Raw genomic sequence first — 13,313 nt, 5'->3', positions numbered from 1 at the left:
CAGGGAGGCAATGGTAATGTCACAGGAACGACCGGAACAACAAGGTTATAACCCGCTGGTTATTGAGCCGAAATGGCAGCAGTATTGGGATGAGCACAAAACGTTTCAGACAAGAGAAGATGCAGGGAAGCCGAAATTTTACGCGCTGGATATGTTTCCGTACCCATCCGGATCAGGGCTGCATGTAGGCCATCCGGAAGGTTATACGGCGACGGATATCGTATCGCGCTACAAACGGATGAAAGGCTATAATGTCCTGCACCCGATGGGCTGGGACGCGTTCGGTCTGCCGGCGGAGCAGCATGCGCTTGATACAGGCGAGCATCCCCGGGAAATTACGGTCAAGAACATCAATAATTTCCGCAGACAAATCAAATCGCTTGGTTTCTCCTATGACTGGGACCGTGAATTCAGCACCACCGATCCCGATTACTACAAATGGACACAGTGGATCTTCATCCAACTGTTCAATAAAGGCCTCGCCTATGTGGCGGAGGTTCCTGTCAACTGGTGTCCGGCACTGGGGACGGTGCTTGCCAATGAGGAGGTCATTAACGGCCTCAGCGAACGCGGCAATCACCCTGTTATCCGCAAACCGATGCGGCAATGGGTGCTGAAGATTACCGAATATGCGGAAAGACTGCTGGAGGATCTGGAGGACCTGGATTGGACCGAAAGCATTAAAGACATGCAGCGCAACTGGATCGGCAAATCCAAGGGTGCTGAAGTCACTTTTGCCATCGACGGCTATGAGGAATCGCTGGTCGTGTTTACGACCCGGCCCGATACGCTGTTTGGCGCAACCTACTGCGTGCTTGCGCCGGAGCATGAGCTTGTCGCCCAAATCACAACATCCAAGCAGAAGGACGCCGTTGAGGCTTATCAGGAAGCTGCTGCGCGCAAAAGCGACCTGGAACGCACTGATTTGGCCAAAGACAAGACAGGCGTGTTTACTGGTGCTTATGCCATCAATCCGGTCAGCGGCGCCAAAACTCCGATTTGGATCGCCGATTATGTTCTGGCCGGGTACGGTACCGGTGCCATAATGGCTGTTCCGGGACATGACCAGCGCGACTGGGAATTTGCCAAACAATACGATTTGCCGATTGTGGAGGTTGTGCAAGGCGGTACGATTACCGAGGAAGCTTACGCCGGAGACGGTCCGCATGTGAACTCGCAGTACTTGAACGGGCTGAATAATGAAGAAGCGATCGCTATGATGATCCGCAAGCTGGAGGAAAGCGGAAAAGGAAAAGGCAAGATTACCTACCGTCTGCGTGACTGGCTGTTCAGCCGCCAGCGCTATTGGGGGGAGCCGATTCCGATTCTTCATCTGGAGGACGGTACAATGAAGCCGGTTCCGGAGGATCAGCTGCCGCTGCTGCTGCCGGATATCGAACAGATCAAGCCTTCAGGAACAGGTGAATCGCCGCTTGCCAATGTGACCGAGTGGGTAGAAACAGTTGATCCGGAAACGGGAATGAAAGCACGGAGGGAAACCAATACCATGCCGCAATGGGCAGGCAGCTGCTGGTATTACCTGCGTTTCATAGACCCTCATAATCAGAACGAGATCTGCTCCAAGGAGAAGCAGGCACAGTGGCTGCCTGTGGATCTGTATATCGGCGGAGCCGAGCATGCCGTGCTCCATTTGCTATATGCCCGCTTTTGGCATAAGGTGCTGTATGATTTGGGAATCGTGGACACGAAGGAACCGTTCCATAAGCTTGTCAATCAGGGCATGATTCTGGGCATGAACAATGAGAAAATGAGCAAATCTCGCGGCAATGTCATTAATCCCGATGATATCGTCAATGAGTTCGGGGCAGATACGCTGCGGATGTACGAGATGTTCATGGGTCCCCTTGAGGCGACGAAACCATGGAACACCAACGGGGTGGAAGGCATGTACCGGTTCCTCAGCCGCGTTTGGCGGATGGCAATCGGCGAGGATGGGAATCTGCATGCGAAAATCACCGATACCGAAGCCTCCGATGCATTCAAGCGCGCCTGGCACCGCACAATCAAGAAAGTGACGGACGATTACGAGCATCTGCGCTTTAATACGGCGATCAGCCAGCTGATGATTTTCGTTAATGAAGCGTATAAAGCGGAATCTCTTCCCCGGGAAGCAGTCGGACATTTTGTGCAGATGCTGTCGCCGCTTGCTCCGCATATTGCCGAAGAGCTGTGGTCGAAGCTGGGTCATGAGGGATCGGTTTCTTACGTGGCTTGGCCTTCCTATAATGAAGCCTGGACGGTGGATCAGGAAGTGGAGATTGTCGTTCAGGTGAATGGCAAAATTCTGGAGCGTCTTTCGATTGCGGCCGACACGGACGAGGCTGAAATGGAGAGTATCGCCAAGCAGTCCGTCAAAGTCGCGGAAGCCATTGCAGGCAAGACCATTCGCAAGGTGATTGCCGTCAAAGGCAAACTTGTCAACATTGTAGCCAATTAGATCCACACGCTACAGGGATATTATAAGAGGTGAAGGGCTTATTAACGCAAAGCATGCGTTAAGGGCCATTCACCTCTTTGCCGTTCAAGGAGAGAGCTACCCGCTCCAGATCTTCCTCGTATTTGGCATGTGTTGTTTGGATGACGGCATTGAATACGCCCGAGAGCTCTTGCTCCAGCAGCGCCAGCGCCTGGGCGGTTATGCCGCCGGGCACGGAAACCCTTGCCTGAAGAGCTTCGGGGGACATGCCGCCATCGGTCAGCAACTGACCCGTTCCCAGAAGCATAGCGCTTGCCACTACTACCGCCTCTTCTCTGGAAATTCCGGTTTCCTGTACGGCCGCATCAATAAAGCACTGCAGGACATAGGCCATGAAGGCCGGACCGCAGCTGGAAATATCCGAGACGATTCGCGTATGCTTCTCATCTATGATCAAGGGCGTGCTTATCGCAGAGAAAAGGCGCTTCAAGCGGCTCATGTCGCTTTCATTTAACCGATTGCCGAACATGCACAAGGTTGCCCCGCAGCATACGTAATTGGTGATGCTGGGAATAACCTTAGCTATTTTGCATGGCAAAAGCTCCTCCAGCTGCTTAATCATAACAGGGCTGGTTATCGAGACGATAATCTGGTCTTCCCTTACAATACCGCTGATTTCTTCCAGCACCGGTTTGAATTCCAGCGGCTTTATGCACAGAAATATAATGTCCTGACCGATCACGGCATCGCTATTATGCTGGACAGCATGCAAGCCGGGATGCTGCATGGCAAGCTTTTCCGCTTTGGCGAAGGTACGGTTGCTGGCGGTGATATTTGACGGCTCAAGGGCACCTGAACCGACTAAGGAATCGATAAGCAAGCTACCCATACTTCCGATTCCAATAAATCCAACCTTCATCGTTACCCCTCCTTGGCACTAATGCTCTTACTACCTTATGCGCCGGAGCAAGGCCGACATGACCAGTTTTCGAAAGATTTATGATTAATGCCGGGTACGCAACTAAATGGAGGTGACTTTTCTGATGCAAGCGAATAGAAAAAAAAGGCCCTGGAATCCCATGTATACGATTGCTTCGCTGGGCCTTCTGGGTGCCGCCTTGATCATCTCAGCATTTTATCAAGCCGGTACAGGAGAACCGCCGGGTTGGGTGCCCTTAAACAGTCAAGTGAAGGCGGCCCTGAACCCTGACGAGAGCAAGCCGGATTCCTCGGCAGCAGATTTTACATCTGCGGAGAAGAAACAGGCGGAGTCCGAAAAAGAATTACCATCCCCGACTGGGAACCAGGCGATAGACAAAGATCCGCAACCGAACGGGCCGGAAGCCGGTGAGACTGCGTCAAAGCAGCCGCTCCAGCAGCAAGCGGTTGGCGCGGACAGATCCGATACGGATGATGGAGGACCAGGAGCGGACAAAACAGCCCCTGCGGCAATGCAGGATGAGGGTATGACAGCAGACGGGAAAATCAATCTTAACCGTGCCACAGCAGCCGAGCTGGATGCGCTTCCCGGGATCGGCGAAGCCAAAGCCAGGGCAATTGTGGCGGACAGGGAAAAAAATGGTCCCTTCCGCTCAGTCGACGATCTCCTCCGTGTCAAAGGAATTGGGCCCAAACTACTGGAAAAAATGAAAGCTTCCATTGTTGTTACGCCTTGATTGTGCGACAATGGGAGGGATAGCGGCGAGCCGCTTACAGTTAAATTCCTGCGAGGAGGATTCTTAAATGTCTGAACACAAACTTTCATTGGAAACGCTATCCGTTCACGGAGGCCAGGAAATCGATCCTACCACTTTATCCCGGGCAGTACCGATTTATCAAACAACGTCCTATGGATTCCGCGATACCGAGCATGCTGCAGATTTGTTTGCACTGAAAGAATTCGGAAATATTTACACCCGCATCATGAACCCGACAAGCGATGTTTTCGAGAAGCGCGTTGCGGCACTTGAAGGCGGACCTGCGGCTTTGGCCGTCGCATCGGGATCAGCAGCCATTACATACGCGATTCTGAATATCGCCGGCTCCGGAGATGAAATCGTATCCGCGGCTAGCTTATATGGCGGCACGTTTAATTTATTTTCAACAACGCTTCCCAAGCTCGGCATAAAAGTTAATTTTGTCGATCCGCTGGATCCGAACAACTTCGAAGCAGCGATTACTGACAAAACCAAAGCCATATTTGCCGAGACGATCGGCAATCCTAAAGGCGACATTATTGATATTGAAGCGGTGGCGGCTATCGCCCACAAGCATGGCATTCCGTTTATCGTTGACAATACTTTCCCAAGCCCCTACCTATGCCGTCCGATCGAACATGGCGCGGACATCGTTGTCCATTCGGCGACCAAATTTATTGGCGGTCACGGGACTTCCATCGGCGGCGTCGTCGTGGATGGAGGGACGTTCGACTGGAAAGCAAGCGGGAAATTTCCCGGCTTGACCGAACCGGATCCAAGTTATCATGGCGTTGTTTATACGGACGCAGTTGGACCGATTGCATATATTATAAAAATGCGCGTACAGCTGCTTCGCGACATGGGCGCAGCTATTTCGCCATTCAACTCCTTCCTTCTGCTGCAGGGGCTGGAGACGCTGCATCTGCGGATGGAACGCCACAGCTCCAATGCGCTGGCTGTAGCCCAGTACCTGGAAGCCCATGATTCGGTGGAATGGGTCAACTATCCGGGGCTGCCAAGCCATGTCTCGTATGACCTGGGACAGAAATATATGCCGAAAGGCCAAGGCGCCATTCTGACCTTCGGAATCAAAGGCGGAGCCGAAGCCGGCAAGAAAGTGATCAATGCCGTAACGCTGTTCTCCCATTTGGCCAATGTTGGAGACTCGAAGTCGCTGATCATCCATCCGGCGAGCACAACCCATCAGCAGCTGTCCGAACAGGAACAGGAAGCTGCCGGCGTAGCGCCGGGAATGATTCGCCTGTCCATCGGAACGGAAGGCATTGACGATATTCTGCATGATCTGGGACAGGCATTGTCGGCCAGCCAACAGTAGGAAAGACCAGATAGGAAAGGAAGATTTACGATGGTTACGGATTCGCGCGAGAGCGCGCGCAAAGACTGGGATACTTACTTCATGGATATTGCTTACATGGTCTCCACGCGTTCGCGTTGTTTGAGGCGGCATGTAGGGTCAGTGCTGGTTCAGGGAAAGAAGCTGCTCGGAACAGCCTATAATGGCGCGCCCATGGGGGTAGCCGACTGTTCCGAGGCCGGCTGCATGATTGTCGAGGAGCTGGAGCTTCAGATAACCGGCGGGGAAGAGCAGATGATCAAGAAGCAGCGCTGTATCCGAACCATTCATGCCGAGCAGAACCTGCTGCTTTTCACGGACCGCATCGACCGGGAAGGCTCAACCGTTTATGTAACGGATCAGCCCTGCTGGACTTGTGCCAACATGCTCGCAAACAGCGGCATCAATGAAATCGTCTACCATCGTAGTTATCCCAAGGACAGCGATAAGGTCGTTAATCTGATGCAGCAAAAAGGCATTCAATTCCGCTCGTTGGCGGATTATGAACCGCCTGAACAGGCTAAGATAAACGTGAAATCCTGATGCCGGGGAAGAAAAATCAAGCCATGGTGAGAAAGAATCTCTCGTGGGCGCCGTTTTTTGGCGCTTTACGAAAGGTTCTTTTTTTTGTCTTTAGGAGGGAGGGAGAATAAGGGATGAACAGCCGCCCGCTGGTTTATTTTGCACTCTGCTGGGTACTGGGAAGCGCTGCTGGAGCAGGACTGTTGCTCTCAGGCTTAATGCTGGCCGGTGCCGGACTTGCTGCCTTGCTCTATGTGCAGGTGCTTCGTCGCAAATCTTCTTGGCTGCTGGCCGCCGCATGCCTGGCCGCATTTGCAGGAGCGTCAGCAGAACGGTTGTGGGCGGACAAGCACAATGTGACGGGTTTCCCTGTACGAACGGAGCAAACGGCTGCCGACTCCGGCTCAGGCTCAGACTCAATTTCAGCTTATAAGGTGGAAGTAGCGGGAACTATTCTGTCTGCCGTAGAGGTCGATGGGGACCGTGCCCAGTTCATAATGAATGTCAAAACCGCTGCTGTAGCGGGGGAAGGTGCGCCGCGCCAGCTCGATGAGCTTCTGCTTGTACATATCAAGCTTGCACAGCAAAAGGATCAGGCCGTTGCAGCCGGCTGGAAACGGGGCTCCTATGCGGTAATCAGCGGAGAGTTGAATTTGCCGGCCGAAGCTACCAATTTTGGCGGCTTCGATTATCGTAACTATCTGCTTGGCCAGCGTATTCATTGGCTGCTTAAGGCGAGCGGCCTTTCATCTGTGGTCGTAAGTCCCGGAGCCCGCTTCAGCAAGCCTTCGCTTCTGAGCCATATCGATGATTTCCGCAATTCGCTGGGAAGACGTATGGACGTGCTGTTTCCGGCGGAGCAGACCGGTTATATGAAAGGGCTGATTCTCGGAATGCGCGAGGATCTTGATCCCGAGCAGTTCCGCCAATTTTCCCAGCTGGGCCTGACTCATATATTGGCGGTCTCGGGCCTGCATGTGGCCGTATTTCTGTATGTGCTTGGGGGTTTGTTGAAGCTGCTGCGCATGACGCGCGAACGGATGCTGCTCTTTATGATAACGGCAATTCCGTTCTATGTGCTGCTCACCGGCGCTGCGCCTTCCATTGTCCGCGCCGGAATTATGGCGATGCTGGGTTTGTTTGCGGCCCGATTAAATAAGCTGAAGGACGGACTACATCTGCTTGCGGCAGCGGCTCTGTTGATGCTGATTTGGGACCCTTACTTTCTGATGGATGTCGGCTTTCAACTGTCGTTTTTGGTGACGGCGGGCCTTATTGTTGGCGTCCAGCCCTTTCGCCGTCTGCTGCCTCAGGGAAAGAAGCTGAAGGGACTTTTTGATATGATCGCCGTGACGGTGGTGGCTCAGGCGGTATCGTTCCCGCTGACGATCTATTATTTCAACCAGATCCATTTGTTGTCGCTGCTGGCGAATTTTATTCTGGTCCCCTTTATCAGCTTCATTGTAATGCCTCTTGGCGGGGTGGCGCTTGTGCTGGACGCCTTATGGCATGGCGGAGCCCTGGGGATAGGTTCGGCCGCTGCTGTGGCGAACCGCCTGTCCTTCGGCGTTGTGTTGAAGCTGAGCGGCATGCGTCAGTTTCATTTCATCATCGGAACCCCGCCGCTGATGTGGGTGGCGTACATGTACACTGCTATGGGAGTGAGCCTGTCCGTTCTTTACCGCAGGGGCAAGCGTACCTTGCCTGATATCTCCCTGCAACAGCATGGGAGTAATCGTCCGCTGCATGGAGGGGAGGAGCCTGCGGGTGAAGCTGAAACCCAGCCTCTGGGATTGCCTGAATACCGCACGGGAGCTAACAACAAGGATCCGGCAACCGGGGGTTCCTGGTATAAGCGCATGCCGGCTTTGCTGTATATGATGCTGATCGCATCGCTTGCTGTGCCCGTACTATGGGCATATGACCCGGAGTGGAACAGCAGGGATGCTTATGTCAGTTTCCTCGATGTGGGCCAAGGGGATTCCATTCTGATCCGGACCGCACACGGCAAAAATATACTGATCGACGGAGGAGGTGCGGTAACCTTTCGGAAGAAAGGAGATGAGTGGAAAGAGAGGGGAGATCCTTTTGAAGTAGGCCGCAAGGTGCTTGTCCCGCTGCTGCAAAAACGGGGCGTGCAGCAGATCGATCTCCTGGTCATGACCCACCTGGACAGCGATCATATCAAAGGACTGCGTGCTGTCATGGCCAATATTCCGGTTAAGCGAATGCTCTGGAACGGCACCGTCAAGCAGTCGGAGGATGCGGTTAATTTGTTGGGGTCTGCCGCAGAGCAGGGAATTCCGATGTACCGAAGCGATGGCGGATTAAGCTGGAAAATTGACGAGGGGGCAGTGATTCGATTGCTGGGCGAGCAGAGGAACGATTATGATCACAGTAGTGTTCCTTACCTAAAAGAGCAGAACGGACATAGCGTGGCGATGATTGTTGAGCTTTACAACCGTTCGTTCCTGCTGACCGGCGATGCCGATTCTGCGGAGGAACGGGCCATTTTGGCACGTACGGCCAGCTCCGGTTCTCTGGCTGCAGCAGAGCTGCAGGACGAGGGGAACCACTCCATAGCTCAGCAGTCTGTCCCCTCCTCAGCCATCGATGTGATGAAGGTTTCCCACCATGGTAGCAAGACGTCTTCCACTGCGGAATGGCTGTCTTACTGGCATCCGTCGACAGCCGTTATATCCGTGGGCAGGAACAACTCCTACGGTCATCCCAATAACGAGGTTATGGAGCGGATCACAGCTGCAGGAGCGGACATCAAACGCACAGATTTGGACGGAGAAGTTGAATTTCGGATAACAGCCCGCGGTGAGTTGTTTGTCCGGCATATGCTGGGGCCTTAATGGATTTGACAGCCCGCTCGCGGCAGTGGTACGATTTGGTTACTTATTATTATCCGGTATATATATGAAGACAGGAGGCTTGAATCCAGTCCTGAGAGGGTACTGTATTCATAGTCTCTTTTTTTATGATAGTGAGAGTCGATAATTGCTTGTGAGATCCATACAGGAGGGGATAGGAACATGGGGAAAATTGTTGCCGTGCATCCGCTTGATACGAAATTTGCCGATCAGATAAAGCAAGCTGCTCCGGGGTGGGAGCTTATTGATGCTAGCGATAGGAAAACCGTCGACAAGCATCTGCCTGAGGCTGAGATTATATTGGGCTGGAATTCAAACGTTGCTGAATTTGTAAAATCAGGCCCTTCCCGTTTGAAATGGGTGCAGAACTGGGGAGCAGGGGTAGAGCGTCTTCCGCTTGACAAATTCAGGGAGTTCGGGATTATGCTGACCAATGCAAGCGGCGTTCATCCTTATCCGATATCCGAAACGATATTTGCCATGCTCCTCGCGTTCACCCGCCACCTCCATACAGCTATCCGCAACCAGGCACGGAGCAGTTGGGAGCATTCGGGCGACATGGGCGAGATTCACGGCCGGACAATGGGGATATTGGGTGCCGGCGCCATAGGACTGGAAACAGCAAGGCTGGCCCAAGCTTTTAATATGAAGGTGCTCGGCGTTCGAAGATCAGGCCTGGAAGAAAAGAATGTTGATGAGATGCACGGAATCGAAGGGCTGCAAGAGGTGCTGCAGCAAAGCGATTTTGTAATAAACTGCATGCCTCACACGCCGGAAACGGAATTGATGTTAGGCAAAGACCAATTTGCGGCGATGAAGAAAACAGCATATTACATCAATATCGGCAGGGGAAAAACGACCGATACCGCTGCTCTACTTGAAGCGCTGCAAAACGGGACAATCGCGGGGGCCGGACTCGATGTATTCGAGCAGGAGCCGCTTCCTGAGGACCATCCTTTCTGGAAGATGGACAATGTGATTATTACTCCCCATCATGCGGGCAGTACCATCTATTACACTGAGCGCGTGATTGCCATCTTTGTCGATAACCTGAAGCAATATGCCCAGGGAAGCAGCCCCGAGTCCAGCGTGGTTGATTTGGACAGCGAGTACTAGAATGTGGCTTTCGTGGCAGAATGAACCAGGCTGCCGGACAGGGTGCGCCAGCAATCGTTGAGCAGCGATTCGTGCTTGTCAAGCATGGATTTGCTGCTCTTGTTTTTTCCCTGGCAGACACCGGATTCAAGCAGGCATAATATCCTGATTTTAGGCAGCCTTCGAAGGCTATACGGTTCTCTGCTTTTCTGATATTCTTAAAATTGGTGCTAGGTGTCCGAACGGATGCAAATCTAAAATTTTTTTAAAGTTTCACTTAGAAAATTTGCAACATTATTAACTTCCTTTGCGTCTTAAAGGTTGCAAGAGAGGGGGATCCTCCGTGGTAGAGCCCGGCCTAATTAAAGCGGCACAAGCCGGCGATGGCGATGCTCTAATTTCTCTATTGCGAGAGATTGAAAATCATGTTTACCGGACAGCCTACTATATATTAAACAACGAACAGGATGCGTTGGATGCCGCTCAAGAAGCGCTAATCCGCGTTTATACAAAAATCGGATCCTACGAAGAGAAGGCTCAGTTCAAAACTTGGGTACAACGGATTGTCACAAATATTTGTATTGACAAATTCAGACGTAATAAACCTACAGTATCGATTGATGAGCATGACATGGTTTTTCCGGATTCGCATTCCGTTGAGGAGGAAGTGCTTTCCGCCTATGCGGTGCAGGATATCCGCAAGGCAATCGACAAACTCCCTGATCATCACCGGGCCGTTGTCGTGTTAAGGTACCTTCAGGATTTTTCTTACAATGAAATTGCGGATTCGTTGGACCTGCCATTAAATACAGTCAAATCTTATTTATTCCGGGCAAGACAGCAGCTGCAGACTTACCTCCATGATTATCAGAAAGGTGGTGTCCGAGGATGAATTGTCAAGAGGTGATGGAATATATGCAACGAGAGCTGGATGGAGACCTTGATGATCGGGAAACCGAAATCTTGATGACTCATACGCGGCATTGCCCCGAATGCACAGCTGTATTTGAGAGGTTGAAGCTGCTATCCGCCGGACTCGATAATCTTCCCAAAGTAACACCTGGTTACAGCCTGGTTGATGCGATCATGCCCAAGCTGCTTGAGCTGCAAACAAGCGCCGAGCTTATGGCCGCAGATCCTGTTCGTGGTGAAGAGCCGGAAGGATCCATTCCCAGGCGCAGACAAACGCAGGAAAGACGAAAAAACAGATTTTCCTACCGAATCATGGGCGGCGTTGTCGCTGCGGGAATCGTGGTTGGTCTGGTATTTATTGCGAATCCTTTCGAAGGCTTCATCCGTACAAACAGCAGCGATGACAGCGCAATGACAGCCGATACATTCTCTGCGGATACAGCAAGTAAAAGCGGTACGTTTTCTTCTCAAAGCACTGCAAACAGCAATGCGCCCAAATCCAATGATGAGGTAAGTGTGTCTGGGAATAACGGCGTTTCAGAAAGTGCTTCTGTGCAGGATCAGGCGGCATCGGATTCCAAAGACACAGCTTCCTCTGATAAGATACAGCGGTCAGAGAATCCCGCAGCTAAAGACATAGCAGAGCAAGACTCGCCAGCGAAAGGGGAGAAGAGTGCCTCTCCAGCCGCGGAACCTGAGGCAAGTCAACCGGACCGATTAGGAAACAGTTCCGGAAATGGCGCAGCCAAATCAGATGAGCCGACCAGTGCGGCGCCGCTGCCGGGCATAGCCCCCCCGGACGCAAATAACGCGGATTCAGCAGCAGGCATGTCTGCCATTATTCATGATCCGGTTGTTCCTTCTCCGGACAAACGTTATGCGGCTGCTGTGGTCGATGGCGCGATGCAGATTTATACCACATCGGATAATGTAAAGATTTTTCAAGGCGAGAAGCGGACTTCCGAACTTACCAACCTGGTCTGGGCCGCGGACAGCAAGACGTTCACCTATGAGACGGCTGCCGCAGACGGCAAGCAAGAGGTCTATGTGGTGGATCTGACCGCTTTGTCGGAGAGCCTCAAGGCTGATGAATGATTTTTTACAGCTCAAGGTCCGCACATATTACGTGATGCCCGCGTATAATACAGGATACGACAGCCGTCACCGTTTAGAAACCTTAACGTCGTATGACCATTCACAGGCGGTACCATGGGCCGCCCGTACTGTGGGTGTTTATATAGATGTTTAGGAACAAAGGGATGAAGTCGCAGTGGACTTCATCCCTTTGTTGCTGTTTTTATGGCCTGATCAGATAGACAGCCGATCTCATTAAATCGGAGTATGGGAGTGGATAAGGATTGGATAGTAAAGAAGCGATGAAACAGTGGAAAACGGGACTGTTTTCTCCGGTCTATGTCATTTACGGGAAGGACCGCTACCGGATGAGCCAGTTTGTCGGGGATTTGACTGAGCGTCTGCTGCCACGCGAGGAAAGGGAGCTTGGAATCGTTAAATTCGATACCGCAGAGACCTCTATTCAAGAGGCGGTGGCGGAAGCAGATACACTCCCTTTCTTTGCTTCCCGCAAGCTTGTCCTGATCCGCGACCAGTCCGTCCTTGCAACGGCACAGGGGAAGGAAAGCAAGATGGAGCATCAGATCGATCGGCTGATCGCTTATTTGAAGCAGCCTTGCGAGACGAGTGTGATCGTATTTCAGGTCATGGCGGAGAAGCTTGATGAACGACGCAAAGTCGTTAAGCTTCTGAAGGAACAGAATGTGCTTATTCCCTTTCAGGAGCTTCAAGAGAGCGAGCTGCAGCAGTGGGCGGTCAAACGTGCCGAGGAGCAGGGCAGGCTCCTTCAGCAGGAAGCGGCGGAGCTGCTGCTTGCCCGTACCGGGACAAATATGCAGCAGCTTGCCCATGAAGTGGACAAGCTCTGTCTTCATACGGGCCCCGGGGGAAACATTGGGGTTCGCGAGGTTGAGACGCTGATTGCCTCCACAGTGGAAGAGGATGTATTTGCCTTGATTGATGCGATGGCTTCGCTGAAAGTGGATAAAGCGCTCAAGCTCTACGGCGAGCTGCTGCTGCGCAAAGAGGAGCCCATTAAAATCGCAGCACTTATTGCCCGTCAGCTCCGCATTATGCTGCAGATCAAGGAGCTGTCGCAGCATCAATATTCGCCCCAGCAGATGGCCGGGCAGCTAGGTCTTCACCCGTATGCCGTCAAGCTGTCCGTAGAGAAGGCCAAGAATTTCTCGGTAGGCTCGCTAGGTGGTCATCTGGACCGACTGGCAGACCTGGATTATAAAATGAAAACTGGCAAAATTGATAAAACACTGGGTCTGGAGTTGTTTTTATTATCCTTGACCGCATGAAAGCCAGCCATAAAAAAAGTCCTGCAGCCGCAATGA

Annotated in this window: 10 protein-coding genes; 9 read left to right on the top strand and 1 reads right to left on the bottom strand. The window is 52.3% G+C overall.

The annotated features are described in order from the left end of the window. Positions 1 to 16: 16 nt before the first annotated feature. Positions 17 to 2,458, top strand: a complete 2,442-nt coding sequence (gene leuS / locus IEY46_RS15860) for a leucine--tRNA ligase (protein WP_188992940.1) — start codon at positions 17 to 19, stop codon at positions 2,456 to 2,458. Positions 2,459 to 2,516: 58 nt separating this feature from the next. Here leuS and comER read toward each other — a convergent pair whose 3' ends face one another. After that, on the bottom strand, positions 2,517 to 3,356 hold the full coding sequence (comER, locus tag IEY46_RS15855; protein WP_188992939.1) for a late competence protein ComER: 840 nt from the start codon (positions 3,354 to 3,356) through the stop codon (positions 2,517 to 2,519). A 124-nt stretch (positions 3,357 to 3,480) separates the two neighbouring features. Between comER and IEY46_RS15850 the strand changes: the two genes are divergently transcribed. From IEY46_RS15850 to holA, 8 genes are all read left to right on the top strand, one after another. Next, positions 3,481 to 4,113, top strand: coding sequence for a ComEA family DNA-binding protein (locus IEY46_RS15850; protein WP_229750317.1), 633 nt, complete (start codon positions 3,481 to 3,483; stop codon positions 4,111 to 4,113). A 67-nt stretch (positions 4,114 to 4,180) separates the two neighbouring features. Beyond that, complete coding sequence (locus IEY46_RS15845) at positions 4,181 to 5,470, top strand: homocysteine synthase (protein ID WP_188992937.1); 1,290 nt, start codon at positions 4,181 to 4,183, stop codon at positions 5,468 to 5,470. 30 nt (positions 5,471 to 5,500) lie between these two features. After that, a complete protein-coding gene (locus IEY46_RS15840) occupies positions 5,501 to 6,031 on the top strand; it encodes a deoxycytidylate deaminase (RefSeq protein WP_188992936.1) in 531 nt (176 codons plus the stop codon). 113 nt (positions 6,032 to 6,144) lie between these two features. Beyond that, on the top strand, positions 6,145 to 8,871 hold the full coding sequence (locus IEY46_RS15835) for a ComEC/Rec2 family competence protein (RefSeq protein ID WP_188992935.1): 2,727 nt from the start codon (positions 6,145 to 6,147) through the stop codon (positions 8,869 to 8,871). A gap of 180 nt (positions 8,872 to 9,051) precedes the next feature. After that, complete coding sequence (locus IEY46_RS15830; RefSeq protein WP_188992934.1) at positions 9,052 to 10,005, top strand: D-2-hydroxyacid dehydrogenase; 954 nt, start codon at positions 9,052 to 9,054, stop codon at positions 10,003 to 10,005. Positions 10,006 to 10,327: 322 nt separating this feature from the next. Then, positions 10,328 to 10,876, top strand: coding sequence for an RNA polymerase sigma factor (locus IEY46_RS15825; RefSeq protein WP_188992933.1), 549 nt, complete (start codon positions 10,328 to 10,330; stop codon positions 10,874 to 10,876). Beyond that, the gene (locus tag IEY46_RS15820) at positions 10,873 to 11,991 is read left to right on the top strand and encodes a zf-HC2 domain-containing protein (RefSeq protein ID WP_188992932.1); all 1,119 of its coding nucleotides are present in this window, start codon (positions 10,873 to 10,875) and stop codon (positions 11,989 to 11,991) included. Before IEY46_RS15825 ends, IEY46_RS15820 begins: the two co-directional genes overlap by 4 nt. Positions 11,992 to 12,254: 263 nt before the next feature. Beyond that, the gene (gene holA, locus IEY46_RS15815) at positions 12,255 to 13,277 is read left to right on the top strand and encodes a DNA polymerase III subunit delta (protein WP_188992931.1); all 1,023 of its coding nucleotides are present in this window, start codon (positions 12,255 to 12,257) and stop codon (positions 13,275 to 13,277) included. Positions 13,278 to 13,313: the final 36 nt, after the last annotated feature.

Source organism: Paenibacillus nasutitermitis, assembly GCF_014641075.1.
GTDB classification, from domain to species: Bacteria; Bacillota; Bacilli; order Paenibacillales; family Paenibacillaceae; genus Paenibacillus_Z; species Paenibacillus_Z nasutitermitis.
Note: the sequence above shows the minus strand (reverse complement) of the source record. Positions and strands in the feature narration are given on the sequence as shown.